The organism is Moraxella haemolytica, assembly GCF_030177935.1.
Lineage (GTDB): Bacteria > Pseudomonadota > Gammaproteobacteria > Pseudomonadales > Moraxellaceae > Moraxella > Moraxella haemolytica.
The window spans coordinates 1,122,625-1,139,819 of the sequence record NZ_CP089974.1 but is presented as its reverse complement, the minus strand read 5'-3'; the positions used below and the strand labels follow the sequence as shown (position 1 = coordinate 1,139,819).

The 17,195-nt window shown below is 42.7% G+C and carries 11 protein-coding genes; 6 read left to right on the top strand and 5 right to left on the bottom strand.

Annotated elements, in window-relative coordinates:
* Positions 1 to 54 precede the first annotated feature (54 nt).
* The 4 genes from purD to LU276_RS05360 form a co-directional block, all read right to left on the bottom strand.
* Positions 55 to 1,326, bottom strand: coding sequence for a phosphoribosylamine--glycine ligase (gene purD / locus LU276_RS05375; protein ID WP_284672857.1), 1,272 nt, complete (start codon positions 1,324 to 1,326; stop codon positions 55 to 57).
* 270 nt (positions 1,327 to 1,596) lie between these two features.
* Positions 1,597 to 2,262 (bottom strand): fumarylacetoacetate hydrolase family protein, encoded by a 666-nt coding sequence (locus LU276_RS05370; RefSeq protein ID WP_284672856.1) that lies wholly within the window; start codon positions 2,260 to 2,262, stop codon positions 1,597 to 1,599.
* A gap of 59 nt (positions 2,263 to 2,321) precedes the next feature.
* Complete coding sequence (locus LU276_RS05365; protein ID WP_284672855.1) at positions 2,322 to 3,326, bottom strand: alpha/beta fold hydrolase; 1,005 nt, start codon at positions 3,324 to 3,326, stop codon at positions 2,322 to 2,324.
* The gene (locus LU276_RS05360; RefSeq protein WP_284672854.1) at positions 3,326 to 3,490 is read right to left on the bottom strand and encodes a rubredoxin; all 165 of its coding nucleotides are present in this window, start codon (positions 3,488 to 3,490) and stop codon (positions 3,326 to 3,328) included. Before LU276_RS05360 ends, LU276_RS05365 begins: the two co-directional genes overlap by 1 nt.
* 236 nt (positions 3,491 to 3,726) lie before the next feature.
* On the opposite strand from LU276_RS05360, the gene uvrB reads away from it, so the two are divergent.
* The 5 genes from uvrB (at position 3,727) to LU276_RS05335 (ending at position 10,822) form a co-directional block, all read left to right on the top strand.
* Positions 3,727 to 5,847, top strand: a complete 2,121-nt coding sequence (gene uvrB, locus LU276_RS05355; protein ID WP_284672853.1) for an excinuclease ABC subunit UvrB — start codon at positions 3,727 to 3,729, stop codon at positions 5,845 to 5,847.
* Between the two features lie 385 nt (positions 5,848 to 6,232).
* The gene (locus LU276_RS05350) at positions 6,233 to 6,835 is read left to right on the top strand and encodes an OmpW/AlkL family protein (RefSeq protein WP_284672852.1); all 603 of its coding nucleotides are present in this window, start codon (positions 6,233 to 6,235) and stop codon (positions 6,833 to 6,835) included.
* Between the two features lie 221 nt (positions 6,836 to 7,056).
* Positions 7,057 to 7,647 carry a uracil-DNA glycosylase family protein gene (locus LU276_RS05345; protein WP_284672851.1) on the top strand — a complete coding sequence of 197 codons (591 nt, stop codon included), beginning with the start codon at positions 7,057 to 7,059 and terminating at the stop codon, positions 7,645 to 7,647.
* Positions 7,648 to 7,833: 186 nt separating this feature from the next.
* Complete coding sequence (gene gpmI, locus LU276_RS05340) at positions 7,834 to 9,402, top strand: 2,3-bisphosphoglycerate-independent phosphoglycerate mutase (protein ID WP_284672850.1); 1,569 nt, start codon at positions 7,834 to 7,836, stop codon at positions 9,400 to 9,402.
* Between the two features lie 19 nt (positions 9,403 to 9,421).
* On the top strand, positions 9,422 to 10,822 hold the full coding sequence (locus LU276_RS05335) for a S41 family peptidase (RefSeq protein WP_284672849.1): 1,401 nt from the start codon (positions 9,422 to 9,424) through the stop codon (positions 10,820 to 10,822).
* A gap of 120 nt (positions 10,823 to 10,942) precedes the next feature.
* Here the strand turns inward: LU276_RS05335 and xseA are convergent, their stop codons facing one another.
* A complete protein-coding gene (gene xseA, locus LU276_RS05330; RefSeq protein ID WP_284672848.1) occupies positions 10,943 to 12,460 on the bottom strand; it encodes an exodeoxyribonuclease VII large subunit in 1,518 nt (505 codons plus the stop codon).
* Between the two features lie 309 nt (positions 12,461 to 12,769).
* On the opposite strand from xseA, the gene LU276_RS05325 reads away from it, so the two are divergent.
* A complete protein-coding gene (locus LU276_RS05325) occupies positions 12,770 to 17,176 on the top strand; it encodes an NAD-glutamate dehydrogenase (RefSeq protein WP_284672847.1) in 4,407 nt (1,468 codons plus the stop codon).
* Positions 17,177 to 17,195 lie beyond the last annotated feature (19 nt).

Here is a 17,195-nt window from a genome sequence, read left to right as displayed (position 1 = left end):
CATTTTGTCTAATCTTGGTACAAAAAACCCTTTGATTACTCAAAGGGCTAAAAATTAGCGACTGATGGCTCGCCAACCAATATCACGGCGGTATTGCTTGCCACTAAAGTCAATCTCTTTACAGCCTTGTAGGGCTTTGGTTTGAGCATCTTTGATGGTGTCTGCAAGGGCGGTTACGCACAGCACACGCCCACCGTCAGTTACGATTTGGTCACCATCTTGTTTTGTGCCTGCATGAAATACTTTGACATCATCAATGCAAACATCTAGACCGGTAATAACATCACCCTTTGAGCTGGATTCTGGATACCCTTGACTTGCCAAAACCACGCCTAAGGCGACTTTGTCCGACCATTTAGCCTCGCTTGGTAAATTACCCTCAATTCCTGCCATAATCAGCTCAACCAATGAGCTTTCAAGGCGTGCCATGATGGGCTGTGTCTCAGGGTCGCCAAAGCGACAGTTAAACTCAATCACATAAGGGTCGCTATTCTCATCAATCATGAGACCTGCGTATAAAAAACCTGTATAAGGAGTGCCATTTGCTTTCATGGCGTTCACGACAGGGCAAATGACACGGGCGATGACCTTGTCATGCACTTCTTTTGTAACGATAGGGGCAGGACTGTATGCACCCATGCCACCTGTATTTGCTCCCGTATCGCCTTCAAAGATGCGTTTATGGTCTTGGCTGGTTGCCATGGGCAGGATATTATCCCCATCAATCATACAGATAAAAGAAGCCTCTTCACCTTTTAAAAATTCTTCAATCACCACACGACTGCCCGCCTCACCAAACTTATTGCCTGACAGCATATCATCAATGGCATCAAACGCCTCTTGTTCGCTCATGGCGACAATAACACCTTTGCCTGCAGCCAGTCCGTCTGCTTTAATGACAATCGGTGCACCTTTGGCACGAACAAAATCTTTGGCGGCGGAGATTTGGGTAAATACCTCATAAAAAGCGGTTGGAATTCCAACCTTTTTCATAAAATCCTTAGCAAAGGCTTTTGAACCTTCTAGTTGAGCACAATATTGAGTAGGGCCCCAAACTTTAATGTTTGCTTGGCGTAGCTCATCAACAATCCCTGCCACAAGTGGTGCTTCAGGACCAACAAGTACAAATGCCACTTCATGTGTGCGACAAAAATCAATCACGGCGGTATGATTGCTGACATCTAAATCAACATTTTCAATTTTGTTCTCAAGAGCGGTGCCAGCATTGCCTTTGGCAACAAAAACTTTGGCGACTTTTGCATCTTTGGCACATACCCATGCCAATGCGTGTTCACGACCGCCTGTACCGAGTACAAGAATGTTCATAAGGTTTTCCTAAATCAATAAAAAGGCTAAAACTGAAAAATCACACTAATGAAAATATCAAAACTTTTAATAAAATGGCTTTCTGTAACTTTAAGAATTTAACATAAATCACGCCGACAATCAAACAAATAACAGCAATCACACAAAGAATAAGTCAATTTAAAAGTAATGATTTAGATGGCGTGAATAAAAATAAAGGTGGATTAGGACTGTTTTTTGGTATTGCTAATGAATGCTCTAATTACCCAAACCAAACACTTTTACAAACTGTTATTTGACTAATATTTCAAATGCCAAACCATCAAGACTGGCGATAACTTTATCGCCTGTTTTAAGCTGACTTACGCCCTTTGGTGTACCTGTCATGATTATATCGCCTGCGTTCAAGCCATACAGTGTATCAAGATAATCCACCAGATACTCAAAAGAATACATCATTTTGTTGGTGTCATCATCTTGGCGAATCTCATCATTGACGGTCAGTGATAGGTGGTAGGTTTTGTTGATGAATGGCTGAAAATCGCTGAGCCAACAGGCATTTTTAAAGCCTTTGGCTTTGGTCCAAGGTAGCCCCTTTTCTTTGCAGATTGCCTGCACATCTCGTGCGGTCAAATCAAGACCGACCGCCACGCCGATAATTTGTTTATCATCGCCGATTAGGAGTACTAACTCAACTTCATGATGAATGCTATTAGAAAAATCAGGCAAGCTTAGGGTGTTACCCGCCACGATGCTACTGGTCGGCTTTAAAAAGACAACGGGTTCATCAGGCATGGCATTGCCAAGCTCGTGAATGTGTTCGACATAGCTACGACCGATGCAGTAGATATTGTTGATGGTGTGGGTTTGGTTATTTAAAGTGATGGTGGGCATGGGTTTGGTCTTGGTCTTTTGTGTGTTGATGGTGGTTTGTTCAGCTGGTGCGTTTACCTGCATGATTGGGATATCGGCATTATAAAGTTCGTTATTAAAAATATCAATCCTACTTGTCTTATTTATTCATCATCTTGACAATGATGGCTAATAACACTGACCAAATAAGGGTGGTAATAAGGTGGGATATCATGCCCCATGCCATCAATGAGCTTGAAGGTGGCGTTTGGAATAACCTTTGCCAAAAATCTACCATGACTTGGAGTGAGCAGTCCGTCCTTACTACCGTGGAGAATGAGCGTTTTGGCACGGATTTGCTTACTAAAACGCAGTATTGAGCCTGATGCCAAGATGGCGTTGAGTTGTTGGGCGACACCCAATGGATGAAAATTTCTTTGATAGCGTTTTTCGGCAATGGCTCTAGTGCCTTTAATGTCAAGATGACCAGGGCTGCCGACAGCAGTCATGAACCAGACGCTATGACGCACCATATCACGCTCAGAATGACTCTCAGGGCGACGCACAAAAGTCATGAATTGCTTGGGATTGGGCGGTCTAAAAAAAGCTTTGTTGCTGGTGCTAAACATCAAGATAAGATTGTTGATATATTTTGGGTAGCGTGCGGCGACAATTTGGGCAATCATGCCACCCATTGACGCACCTACCAAATTGACTTTATCAAATTTTAAGGTCTTGATGAGTCTGGCGACATCTTCTGCCATGTCGGTTAAAGTATAGGCAACAGGCTCTTGACGGTTTGATAATCCTACTTGGACTTTTAGCATCATTTTTAAGGGATTTACCTTAGGTAGTCCGTCAATGCGAATTTTGCTAGACAGGCCTGTATCACGATTGTCAAAGCGAATGACAAAAAAACCTGCATCAATGAACTGTTTTAATAGCTTATCTGACCAAAACATCATCTGCGAGCCAAGCCCTGCAATAAAAATCATTGCAGGGTGCTTAGGGTTGCCCCCAGCTTCTACACACAGTTTCATGCCCTCACCAATATCAACGATGCCTTGATATAAATAAGGCGATAAATCAGACGGTTGCCAGTCTATCGCCCCAAACTTCTGCCACGATTCTGGCACTGGCATGGACTGTGTGCAAGGTGAGAGATTCATTAGATCTCTACCATCTCAAAGTCGGCTTTAGTAACGCCACACTCTGGGCAAGTCCAGTCATCTGGAATGTCTTCCCAGCGAGTACCAGGTGCAAGACCTTCTTCGGGGCAACCAAGCTCTTCATCATAAATCCAGCCACAGACTATACATTGATATTTTTTCATAAATTACCTTCAATCATGTTTACCCATCAGATTTTACCGATTGGTCATCAATGTGGGCGAAAATTAGTTTAAAAAACTGTGCTTAGTTTACATATGTATCTATTTTTTGCAAGTTAAATTTGTAAAAAGTTGTGATGAACTGTTAATAATAGGGCTTTAATTTTCCCAAAACAGCCTTACTATACTATAATATCTCATCTTAACCATCACAATAAGCCAACTGACAATCATACATTATGCGAATTCCAGACATCAAAAATACCAACAGACAAGAACGCCACTTAAATCAACTTGCCAAACAACTACAAGAGAACGCTGAATTGACAGGTGTGAATGTCTCTGGCACACAGATTAGTAGCCAAGCGTTTGACTTGGTGAGTGAGTATGAGCCGGCAGGCGACCAACCAAATGCCATTAAAAGTTTGGTTGATGGTGTACGAGAGAATAAAAAAGAACAGCTTTTGTTGGGCGTAACAGGTTCGGGCAAAACCTATACGATGGCAAAAGTCATTGCCGAGCTTGGGCGACCTGCCATCATCATGGCACACAATAAGACGCTGGCAGCTCAGCTGTACGGTGAGTTTAAGGCATTTTTTCCGCATAATGCGGTGGAATATTTTGTGAGTTATTATGACTATTATCAGCCTGAAGCTTATGTGCCTGCGTCCAATACTTTTATTGAGAAAGATTCAGCAATCAATGACCATATTGACCAGATGCGGTTGTCTGCCACTCGTGCGTTACTTGAACGCCGTGATGCCATTATTGTAGCATCTGTGTCTGCCATCTATGGATTGGGCGATCCAGAAAGCTATTTAAAAATGCTACTGCACATTGTGGTAGGAGACATGGTTGATCGCACCGCACTCATTAAACGATTGGTTGAGCTACAATATGAACGCAACGAACTTGATTTTGGGCGAGGCACTTATCGCATTCGTGGTGAGACGCTTGATATTTATCCTGCCGAGAGTGAAAGTTTGGCGGTACGCATTGAGATGTTTGATGATGAGGTGGAAAAAATCGTTTGGTTTGACCCTTTGACAGGTAAAAATGTCCGCACCGCACCACGCATCACCATTTATCCAAAGTCGCACTATGTTACGCCACGAGAAAAGCTAGAAGCGGCTAGTGAGACCATCAAGGCTGAACTTGCTGATCGGTTGGAATATTTTCGAGCTAATGATAAGCTGATTGAAGCACAACGCATCAAAGAACGCACACAGTACGACCTAGAGATGATTCAACAGTTAGGCTACTGTAATGGCATTGAAAACTATTCACGCCACTTATCAGGACGACCAGCAGGACTGGCACCGCCAACCTTATTTGATTATGTGCCTGATGATGCACTGCTTTTCATTGATGAAAGCCATGTTACTGTACCGCAGATTGGGGCAATGTACAAAGGTGATCGCAGTCGCAAAGAGACACTGGTGAATTACGGTTTTCGTCTGCCATCAGCGATGGATAATCGCCCGATGAAATTTGAAGAATGGGAGCGATTAAAGCCCTATACCATCTATGTGTCTGCCACGCCTGCCGCCTATGAATTGGAGCGAAGCGAGCAGGTGGTTGAGCAAGTGGTGCGTCCAACAGGACTGATTGACCCTGTGCTTGAGATTCGTCCTGTGCTGACTCAAGTGGATGATGTGCTTGGTGAGATTAATCTGCGTAAACCGCTTAATGAAAGGGTGCTTATTACAACCTTAACCAAACGCATGGCAGAGGACTTGACCAGTTACCTAAAAGAGTATGGCATTAAAGTTGCTTATTTGCATTCGGATATAGACACCGTTGAACGCATGAAGATTATCCATGAATTGCGTACTGGTGTGCATGATGTGCTGGTTGGGATTAACCTGCTTCGTGAAGGTTTGGATATGCCTGAGGTGAGTTTGGTGGCGATATTTGATGCAGACAAAGAGGGTTTTTTGCGTTCGGAGCGTTCTTTAATTCAGACCATTGGTCGTGCAGCACGCCACATTAACGGCAAGGCGATTTTATATGCAGACAGCATTACGCCAAGTATGCAAAAGGCCATTGAGGAAACCGAACGCCGTAGAGCCAAGCAAATCGCCTTTAACGAAGCACATGGCATCATACCAAAATCTGCCCATCGTGCCATCACCGATAAAATTGATACAGGTGAAGAAGAGATAGCAGGTAGTGTCATCATCAATAAAGCAGTGATTGCAGGTGTGGATGAAGAGATTTTAAGGCGACCAGAGCTGATTGCTAAAGAAATATCCCGCCTTGAAAAACAGATGAGGGCATTATCTGGTGAGTTAAAATTTGAAGAGGCGGCACGAGTGCGTGATCAAGTGTTGGCATTAAAGGATTTTTTGGTCAAATAAGGATAATGACTGCTTATTTGAATAAAAGTTTGGTTCATAAAAAAATACAAGAACTTTAATGGGTGTAAAGCCAGTAACTTACGCCATTTTATAAAGCTCAACAAATCAATCAATACTAAAAAACAGGTTGTATGTTCGTTTGCATTGATTAAGCAATGCTTTTGTATAAAAAAGCTTTAAAAATAGAGCTGTAACACCCATAAAATGCATCAAAAGTGTGATAAATCCATCAAAAATTTATTGATTGTTTCTACCAATTAAGATACAATAAAAGTGAAAAGTTTAGAACCGTTACGAAAGATGCGTAATGAGAAACTTGGCAAAAGGGCTTGCAACATTTGCGAGCCTTTTTATATTTTTACCACATTCTAGTTGGAGATGAGCCATGAAATTACAACACATCGCACTTGCTTTGTTATCTGCCATGACAACTGTCGCTGTCGCTGCCCCTGCTGGTACTTGGACTATCGGTGCAGGTGTTGCCCATGTTGATCCTAAAAGCAATCCTGATGATAAATTTGATATCAGGGGCTTGACGGTTGATAAAGACATTCGCCCAAGCGTTACTTTTGAATACTTTCCTGTAAAAAATGTAGGTGTTGAGTTATTGGCTGCTGCACCGTTTCATCATGACATCAATATCAACAACCAATATGCAGGCAAAACTCAGCAACTACCTCCAACATTGTCATTGCAATACCACTTTGATAATGGAGGTAAGGTTGTGCCATTTATCGGTGCAGGCGTGAACTACACTACTTTCTTTAAAGAGCGTCTACACAATCCACAAGCTGATTTGAAAATTGGCGATAGTTGGGGTGCGGCAGGTCATGTAGGTGTTGATTTTAAATTTACCGACCGTGATGCTGTGCGTCTAGATGCTCGCTATATCGACCTAAAAACCAATGTTAAGGTTAATGGCAATAGCGTTGGTGAGCTTAACCTAAGCCCATGGGTGTATGGCGTTTCATTTGTCAAAACATTCTAATGCTTTAGAATTAAAAGCTAATAAAAAACAAAAAAGCTGATAATGTAAATTATCAGCTTTTTTTGGCTAAATATCAGATAATGCTCACCGAGCTTGTGTTGTAATTTGGCAGATTGGGCATAATATGCTACATTAGCTCACGCAATCACTAACATCTTAGTGATGACATCACTACATGACTTATTGTCAATATACACCAATAGTAGCCCTTAGATATAATCATGAACCTTGAAACTCATCCCTTATCGCCATTTTTACCGCCTAATGCCAAAGTATTGATGTTGGGTAGTTTTCCACCACCACGCATCCGCTGGAAGATGGATTTTTATTATCCGAATTTTAATAATGATATGTGGCGAATTATGGGGCTTGTATTTTTTAATGATAAGGATTTTTTTATTGATGTGGTCAATAAATCATTTCATCAGGAGGTGATTGAGCGGTTTTTGATGGATAAAGGGATTGCTATTTTTGATGTGGCAAGGACGATAGTGCGATTAAAGGATAATGCGTCCGATGCGTTCTTAAAAGTGGTGGAAAAAGTTGATGTGGCAGAGCTACTTAAGCAAATGCCAGCTTGTACGCACATCATTACTACAGGTGAGAGGTCAAGTGAAGTTTTATTGTCCGATTTTGGTATCAAGCCACCTAAAATCGGACAATCGGTACAATTAACCATCGCAAAAAGAACGGTGTATTTACATCGCTTACCATCATCATCACGAGCCTATCCGTTGGCACTCACCAAAAAAGCAGCTTATTATCAAGCGGTCTTTGCTGGTATCTTTTATGATGAATATGAATTGGCGTAGCTATTGATTTAAAGGGGGTTGGCGGCGGTCATGAGTGCGACATCAAGCGAGGGTGGCTTGGTTTGAATTTTTCTTGTGTTTTGTCATCAATGCCAGTGAGAATATGCTACAATAGATAAGATAAAAGATAGCATATGTTTGCCAAATTTGTGGCTATCAATATTTTACAATTATTTGGAGTAAGTCATGACCCAAGCAAGTGCAAAAAAACCGCATGTATTGATGATTTTAGATGGTGTTGGACACCGCACTGACCCACGAGATAACGCTGTAGCTGCTGCAAATACGCCAAATCTTGATGAGCTGATGGCAACTTGTCCGACAGGTTTTATCTCAGGTTCAGGTCTTGATGTGGGGTTGCCTGATGGTCAGTTTGGCAATTCAGAAGTGGGGCATATGAATTTGGGTGCAGGTCGCATCTTATTTCAAGACTCAACTCGTATCATGAATGACATCAATACAGGTGATTTTTTTAAGAACGAAGTGCTGGTGAATGCTGTCAAGGCAGCCAATGATGCTGAAGGTGCGGTGCATATCTTGGGTCTGCTGTCTGATGGTGGTGTGCACGCACACATTGAGCATATGCAAGCAGCGGTGCGTATGGCATTGGAGCAAGGGGCGTTGCAGGTTTTCGTACATGGCTTTACTGATGGCAGGGATACACCGCCAAAGTCTGCTGATACATATGTAGCAAGTTTTGAGCAGTTTTTGAGCAAAGTTAATGATGAGTTTGAGGGTGAGGCAAAAATCGCCAGCTTGATTGGTCGTTTCTACTCTATGGATAGAGATAAGCGTTGGGATAGAGTGCAAGCAGCATATGAGCTATTGACCCAAGCAGCGGCAGTTCGTGAAGCTCAGTCAGCATCTCAAGCGATTGAGCTTGCCTATGCTGCTGATGAGACAGATGAATTTATCCAAGCGACCATGATTAATGACAATGGCGTGATTTGTGATAATGATGCTATTATCTTTATGAATTTTCGTGCTGACCGTGCCAGAGAGATTTCTCAAGCGTTTTTGAATGCAGATTTTGATGGTTTTGCTCGTAAAGTTGCTCCAGAATTATCTGCCTATGTCATGCTGACCAAATATTCTGATGAATTGGAAAATAATCAAAAAACCACCATCGCCTATTATCCAACCAGTCTTGCAAACACCATGGGCGAATATCTACAAAATCAAGGCAAAACTCAGTTGCGTATCGCTGAAACAGAAAAATATCCCCATGTTAGCTTCTTTTTTAGCGGTGGTCGTGAAGAGCTGTACAAGGGCGAACAGCGTATTTTGGTCAATAGCCCAAATGTCAAGACTTATGATTTAAAGCCAGAAATGAGTGCGTATGAAATCACTGACAAGCTAAAAGCCGCCATAGAATCTGGCGATTTTGATGTGATTGTTATCAACTATGCCAATGGCGATATGGTTGGGCATACAGGTGTTTTTGAGGCGGCAGTTAAGGCAGTTGAGGCGGTTGATGAGTGTATTGGTATCATTACCCAAAGCGTTCGTGATGTTGGCGGTGAGATGCTGATTACCGCTGATCATGGTAACTGTGAGCAGATGCAAGACTATGAAAGTGGTCAAGTGCATACTCAGCATACCACAGAGCTTGTGCCGTTCATTTATGTGGGCAATCAATCCATGCGTGTGCGTGAGGGTGGTAGACTGTGCGATGTGTCGCCAACCATTTTGCATTTGATGGGATTGCCAAAGCCTGTTGAGATGACAGGCGAGAGTCTTTTGATTGCAGTTTAAAGAAAAAAAGATGGTGAATATGCAAGATTTCGCTATGAATAAACTTGTGGCTGCGATGGCACTTTTTCTAATGGTAGCGTCGCCAGCATCAGCAGAAGTGCAGTGGAATAAGCCTATCGCTAAGATGGCAAGTCTATTGGGCATTAATAAGCCATCGGACAGCATACCGACCGACCCTAACTCTTTGCCAAACACACCAGTCCAAGATAATCTTGATGGTGTGCAAGACGCAGTTGAGCTTGACGCATTAGACAGTAAGCCCAATGTACTGCATGGTATTGATGGTCTGCATCAAGGGAGAGTGCCACTGAATGCGATTTTACCTAAGACCTTAAAGACTTTTGTGTCAGTGGTGGATTTAATTCGCCGTGAATATCCTGAGGCAACGACAGATGACGAGCTATTTTATCACGCCATCAATGGCATGCTAACGAAAATTGATAGCCATGCTGAGTTTTTGGATGCCAAAGCGTTTGGTAGTTTGCAATCATTCACAACAGGTAAGGTAGCGGATATTGGCATTGAAGTATCTTGGCAGGAGTCAGTAGGGCATTGGGTGATTACGCAAGTTGCATCAGGGTCAAGTGCTGACCAAGCTAATATGGCGGTAGGCGATTATCTGCACAAAATTGGCGAGGTGCGTCTGTCTGGTAGTCAAAGCCAAAACGATGTTGCACAACTATTAAATGGCATTCAAGGAACGAAAGTAGATGTTACTTTCTCTAAGTCAGGTCGTTCTAAACTGACCAAAACCATAGAGCGGACGCACAGTACTGAGTCGAATATTGAAACGCTAGTAAAAGATGGTGTGGTGATTGTTAAACTGCCTGTTTTTCAGAGCAACACTCGTGAACAGATTTTAAATGGTGTAGCAGCGGTCAATGTGCCTGTTCAAGGCATGATTATTGATGTGCGAAACAATCCAGGTGGTGTACTTGAATCAGCAGTTGATGTGGCATCCTTATTCATGCGTAATCAAATCGTTACTCAAGTTGAAGGTAGAGAAGGTATTGAGCGAGTCATGCACACCACAGGTGCTCCACTGCTTGATGAAATACCGCTTATCATTCTGCAAAATCGCTATTCGGCTTCGGCTGCTGAAGTGCTTGCCAGTAGCCTAAAAACCCAAAAGCGAGCATTGATTGTTGGTGAGACAAGTTATGGTAAAGGTTCGGTTCAGTCGGTCGTGCCTATTGGCGATAACCAAGCGGTAAAAATTACCACCGCTCATTACCTGACTGCAAATGGTGAGAAGATTGACAAAGTGGGTGTAAAAGCTGATGTTGGCTTTGATGTCAATACCAGTCAAAGCCAAAATGTACATTCATCAACTGATGAGTGGATGGACAGGGCGTTATCTCTCATGCAAGAGGGTAAACTTGATAGCGGAGTGGAATTTTCCCCTGTAGGTGGGTTCTAAGCCCCTAAATCATAAAACAAAGCGTTACCCCCCAAAAAAACTGTATTTGGTTTGGGTGGGGTTGAGTGATTATAAAAGCCATTAAAAACCATCTGATGTATAGGCTTTGTTAGCGTATCATCAGACTTTTTTGTTGGGGTAGGCTTGTATTTTGCCATCATGTAGCTCAATGGTGAGTGCTTGTTCTTGATTGAGCTGTGCGACAGATGAGAGAATTTTGCCGTTTTGATGAATGAGGGCATAACCCTTGGTCAGCGTCTTGGCAGGGTGTTGAATCAAAATCAAACTTTGTAGATGACGGCAATGCTCACGCAACAATGCCAATTTGGGCAAGATGTTTTGATGTTGACCAACAAAATGGGTCAGTTGTCTTTTGGTGGTATTTAAATGAGCATAAGACTGAACCCTGCTTTGGTAAAGCAAATGCTCTACAGATGCCTTTTGGTTGCCAAGCTGATGCATGGTGAGTAACTTGGTTCTTTGTAGGCTATGTGTTGCATCTTTTTTGGTGAGCTGTACTAATTTTAGGGCGAGATTTTGGCTGTGTGCCATGAGTGTCTCGCTTTTATTTTTGGCATTTGACAACAGTGCTTGGCTAGTATTTTTGATATCTTGTATGGCAAGTTTGGCATCTTGAGTGATGGTAATAAGATGTCTCTCAATCGCTCCAATCACCTTTGATGGTGTGTCAAAGCGAGTGTGTGCCACTTCATCTATTAGTACTCTATCTCGTTCATGTCCAATCCCCACCCATACAGGCACAGGCTGTTCAGCGATGAGTGCAGCAAGCTCAAAGTCGTTGAGATACGCCAAATCCCCCACCGCACCACCACCACGAATGATGACAAGCAGATCGGGCAAAGTGCCATAAGTTTGGCGAAACTGCTCTATACCCTGTGTGATAGCAACTCTGATCTCATCTGGAGCATGATTTCCCTGAAAAGTAGCATGATGATAATGAAACTGGCACGCATTAAAATGCTGCAACCTATCGGCTTCACGGCGAAAATCACCCAAGCCTGCGGCATTTTGTGGGGAGATGACGATGACATGACGAATGTCAAATGGAGCGACTAGGGATTTATTCAACCGAGTCAATCCTTCATCGTGAAGGCGTTTTTTCATGGCATGATAAGCGGCAGCAAGCTCACCGATGGTGTAGGTTGGGTCGATGTCGCTGATGTTGATGCTAAAGCCATACTGGGCATGAAAGGTTGCTGATGCCTTAATTAGAATGCTTGTACCTGCCTCCAATGCTCTGCCTGTAGCGGCATGAAACTTCGCCAGAACAGGCTGTGCACGATAACGCCATAGCGTCCCACGACAACTAGCAACAATTTGGTCGTTGTCATCTTTTTCTGCCAATTCAAAATAATAATGCCCGCCTTTAGATGACAAGGCACGCACTTCAGCACGCACCCATACTTCATGATCAAAGGTGTCGCTGATGACCATCTTGACCGCTGTTAAATAGTCGCTTAAAGACAGCTGTGTGCCATCAAGTTGGCTGTGTGTGTCTTGGATTTCATTTAGTTCATCTAATTCGGCGGCAATTTTGGCGTGTAGCTCATCGATGTCTTTGTTGGGTGTTGATAGATTTTGGGCAAGACGAACGATATGGTTGGTGTTTTTATTCATTTTTTACTGATTGGTGTTTAGATTGGTTTTGTTAAAATTTTGGTAAATAACACCAACACTATAACACACCTAACGCATGAATAAAACCGATTGTCCAATTGATGATGAGTTTGATTGATGACTGATGAATATTTATCAGAAAAATTTTTATAAAAATCATTATTTATAGGTTTTTTTAATAACTAATTAAAAAAAACCCATTTGATTTTGTACTTGTGTTCGGTTAAGGTATTCACGCTAAGTGTATGTGTGTACTGCTGTATACTTACACTGATGATTTTTATCCAACCAACAAAAATGGAATCAACAATGAAAGAACTGATGATCGATGCAGACCGTATCGCCAACATTACTCGCATCGCCATTGACAAAAGTAGCGAAAATGCTGCACTTTTGACTAAATTTATTGATATTTATTATAAAAAGTTGCATCATGATGTGGCGGCTGATTTTAACGATAATGACCTTGCAGGCATGGCATTGCACCATTTTAGCCAATTAAAACACCACAATGGTACCAGTCCAAGACTGGCAGTCATCAATCCTGTTAGTGATGAACATTATTTCACCAGCAAAAGTAGCGTCATTCAAATGGCGGTATTTGATCGCCCATTTTTGACAGATACCATGCTAATGATGCTTGAGAAAAAAGGCGTTTCGGTCAAACGCATTCATAACAGTTTGGTAAAAGTAGTGCGTGATGAGCTAGGACACATCATTGATGTGGTGGAGACGGATGAAAGTGATGCTGGCATCGCTCAGCAGTATTCTTTGTTCCATGCTGAGATTGCTCGTCAAGATGAGGCGGTTTTGGGTGAGATTTATGAGGCACTACTTGGCAAGATTAACACGCTTGATGTCATCGTCTCAGACTGGTCGCAGATGCGTGATAAGTTAAAAAGCATTCGTCAAGAGATGCAAAATGCACCAATTCCAACCGTACATCACTCCAAAGATGAGGTGCTAAGTTTTCTGGACTGGGTGGCGGATAATAACTTTATTTTCATGGGTTTTCGTGAATATCGCTTTGATGAGCTTGGTGATAACGCAGAGTTACACTCAGTAGGTGGTAGTGGCTTGGGTGTGCTAAGAGGTTCATCTGAAGATGCTTTATCACAAAGTTTTCATCGTTTACCCAATGAGCTAAAGCACCTATTAAGCCTACCTCGTGTGCTTTTATTGTCCAAATCTCGCCATGAGTCGCCTGTACATCGCCCTGTGTATATGGATTTTTTAGGCATTCATAAATATGACGAAAACGGCAGGTTGGTTGGCGAATATCGCTTTGTGGGTTTACTTACCTCACTTGCTTATCAAACCCGTGTCAACAATATTCCGCTGTTGCGTGAAAAGGCGGATCAAATCCTTAAAATGTCAGGCTTGCCAAAAAATAGCCACAGTTATCTAAAACTGGTGCATATTATTAATACGCTCCCTCGTGATGACTTGTTTCAGGCCAACATTGATGAGTTGTATCCGATGGTGCTTTCCATCAGTCAGCTACAAGACAAAAATCGCCTGCGTCTGTTTACTCGTATTGACCATTATCAACGGTTTGTGTCATGTTTGGTGTATATACCACGCTATAAATTTGACACCAAACTTAGAATGAAAATTCAAGAAGTGCTAACCCAAGCGTATGGTGGCGAATCATCGAATTTTACAACAGAGTTTAATGAACTGCACCATGCTCGTGTACACATTCATGTTAGAACCATTCCTGGTCAAGTTAAAACGGTGGACACCAAGGCACTGGAAAGTCAGTTGACTGCACTCATGCAAGATTGGTCTGATGAATATGCACGCATCTTGAGTGATGAGATGGGCGAAAGCAAGGCAAATCAGCTGGCCCATCTATATGGTGAGGCAATGCCTGCCGCCTACAAAGAACGCTATGATGCTAGCACAGCAGTGGCAGATACCAAGCGTCTTTTGGCAATCAATACAGACAATCCAATGTCATGGCGACTATATCAGCCTGTCGGAAAAGGTCTTGATAGATTAACCTTGAAGCTATACGGACAAGGCGAGCCGACCATTTTGTCGCACATTTTGCCAATTCTTGAGAATTTTGGGGTGCTTGTACTAAATGCTCAAACCTTTAAGTTCGTTAATGATGTGGGTGCTTGGCTACAAGAATATGAATTAAAACTGCGTGATGGCATGAGTATTGATCTTGATGTGGTGCGTACGCAGTTTGAAGATAGCTTGCGTGAAATCTGGTTAGGTAATATTGAGTCGGACAGATTAAATGAGCTGATTTTGGTAAGTGGTCTGGATGCTTATGATGTACTTATTTTGCGTGCATTATCTCGTTACATGGTACAGGCAAGAGCTCCATTCTCTAATGACTACATTCACACGGCTTTGGTAAATAATGCTGCGATTAGTGAGCAGTTGGTTCAACTGTTTCATGCTAAGATGTCGCCTGATGTGGTAGAGCGTGACAAGGTGATTTGTGCGGTAAAAGCCCGTATCAAAGAACAGCTTGCTTTGGTGAGTAGTCTTGATGAAGATCGCATCATTCATTGGTTTTTGGACTTGATTGATGCACTGCTTCGCACGAATTATTATCAAGTTGATGAGATGGGTAAGCGTAAAGATAGATTGTCCTTTAAGTTTGCTGCTAGCCAAATCCCACATCTACCCAAGCCTAAGCCAATGTTTGAGATTTATGTGTATTCGCCACGCATTGAGGGTGTGCACTTGCGTGGTGGAAAGGTTGCTCGTGGTGGTCTAAGATGGTCTGATCGTATGGAAGACTATCGCACCGAAGTGCTTGGGCTAGTCAAAGCTCAGATGGTCAAAAATTCGGTGATTGTGCCTGTGGGTTCAAAAGGTGGTTTTGTCTGCAAGGATAGAACCAAAGCGACAAACCGTGAACTGTGGCAGGCAGAAGGTGTGGCGTGCTATCAGACCTTCATTCGTGGCTTGCTTGATTTGACGGATAATTTGGTTGATGGTCAAGTTGTGCCGCCAAGCAATACAGTGCGTCATGATGAGGACGACCCATACTTGGTTGTGGCAGCAGACAAAGGTACGGCAACTTTTTCAGACATTGCCAATGCTTTGTCGGCAGAATATGGCTTTTGGCTACAAGATGCTTTCGCTTCTGGTGGTTCAGCAGGCTACGACCATAAAGGCATGGGCATTACCGCAAGGGGTGCTTGGGAGAGTGTCAAACGCCATTTTAGATTGATGGATAAAGACATTCAAAACCGTGACGAGTTGACCGTTGTGGGCATTGGTGATATGTCAGGCGATGTGTTTGGTAATGGTATGTTATTGTCAGATAATATTCGTCTGCAGGCTGCCTTTAACCATCTGCATATCTTTATTGATCCAAATCCAGATGCCAAAGCGTCCTTTGTTGAACGCCAGCGTTTATTTGAAATGTCTCGTTCGGCATGGACGGATTATGATGCCAGTCTCATCAGTGAGGGTGGTGGTGTGTTTAACCGCACGGACAAAGCCATTGCCATTACGCCACAGATGAAAGAAGCTTTTGATATTAGCGAAGACAGTCTAACGCCAAATGAGCTACTTAATAAACTATTAAAAGCTCCTGTGGATTTGATTTGGAATGGTGGTATTGGTACTTATATTAAAGCGACAGATGAAGAAAATGCTGATGTTGGCGACCGTGCGAATGATGCCATTCGTGTTAATGGTGGTGAAGTGCGTGCCAAAGTGGTTGGCGAGGGTGGCAATTTGGGTTGTACCCAAAAAGGTCGTATTGAATACGCCCAAAATGGTGGTCGTATCTATACGGATGCCATTGATAACTCAGCAGGTGTGAACTGTTCTGATCATGAAGTGAACATTAAGATTCTACTAGGTTCAGTGGTGCAACAAGACGACATGACCATCACACAGCGTAATGTCTTGCTTGAGAGCATGACCGATGAAGTGGCGAAATTGGTACTTCGTCAAAACTACCTGCAACCACAAGCCATTGAGCTATCGGCTCGAGAATCGGCACAAAGATTACCTGAACACCATAGCTTTATGCAATTTTTGGAGCATTTAGGACGCTTGGATCGTAGTATTGAGTATCTACCAACTGATGAGACGGTTGCTGTGCTGAAACAGCAGTCAAAAGGTCTTACCAATCCAGAATTTGCCGTTTTACTTGCTTATGGCAAAATTTGGGTTTATGATGAAATGCTATCAAGCGATTTGACCGATGATGTGTATTTTCTAAATGAACTACAAAAATACTTCCCGAATGCACTAAGTAAACCGTACTTTGATGAGATGGTAAAACATCGTTTGCACCGTGAAATCATTTGTACTTATTTGACCAATGGTTTGGTCAACCGATTGGGCATTGAAGCGGTGTATGACATCTATAGTCAGACCAAGCGTAGCATTGCTGACATTACCCGTGCGTATGCCGTGGTGCGTGATGTTTTTGAGGTACAGTCGCTATGGCAATCGCTTGAAAAGCTAGATAATCAAATATCAGCACAGTTACAACTAGACATGGAGCTTGATCTTCGCAAGTCTTTAAAAGACGCAATGATAACGCTACTTAATGCTCATGCGTCGCTTGATGTGGCACAGCTGACTGATAAGATTAGTATCAATCGTGATGCCATTGATGCCGCCTATCAAGCAAGGCTAGAACAGCAGGGCGTACCCAGCCAGATAGCTACCATTTTTGCTAGACTGCCTGCGTGGTGCAACGCATTTAAGCCTGATTTGTTGGGTTGATAATAATAAAAAAATCAGA

Bases quoted from the DNA above. Each gene is read 5' to 3' on its own strand.
- LU276_RS05325 (WP_284672847.1), top strand. From the start codon at position 12,770: ATGAAAGAACTGATGATCGATGCAGACCGTATCGCCAACATTACTCGC.
- purD (WP_284672857.1), bottom strand. From the start codon at position 1,326: ATGAACATTCTTGTACTCGGTACAGGCGGTCGTGAACACGCATTGGCA.
- LU276_RS05365 (WP_284672855.1), bottom strand. From the start codon at position 3,326: ATGAATCTCTCACCTTGCACACAGTCCATGCCAGTGCCAGAATCGTGG.
- xseA (WP_284672848.1), bottom strand. From the start codon at position 12,460: ATGAATAAAAACACCAACCATATCGTTCGTCTTGCCCAAAATCTATCA.
- uvrB (WP_284672853.1), top strand. From the start codon at position 3,727: ATGCGAATTCCAGACATCAAAAATACCAACAGACAAGAACGCCACTTA.
- LU276_RS05350 (WP_284672852.1), top strand. From the start codon at position 6,233: ATGAAATTACAACACATCGCACTTGCTTTGTTATCTGCCATGACAACT.
- LU276_RS05370 (WP_284672856.1), bottom strand. From the start codon at position 2,262: ATGCAGGTAAACGCACCAGCTGAACAAACCACCATCAACACACAAAAG.
- LU276_RS05360 (WP_284672854.1), bottom strand. From the start codon at position 3,490: ATGAAAAAATATCAATGTATAGTCTGTGGCTGGATTTATGATGAAGAG.
- LU276_RS05335 (WP_284672849.1), top strand. From the start codon at position 9,422: ATGCAAGATTTCGCTATGAATAAACTTGTGGCTGCGATGGCACTTTTT.
- LU276_RS05345 (WP_284672851.1), top strand. From the start codon at position 7,057: ATGAACCTTGAAACTCATCCCTTATCGCCATTTTTACCGCCTAATGCC.
- gpmI (WP_284672850.1), top strand. From the start codon at position 7,834: ATGACCCAAGCAAGTGCAAAAAAACCGCATGTATTGATGATTTTAGAT.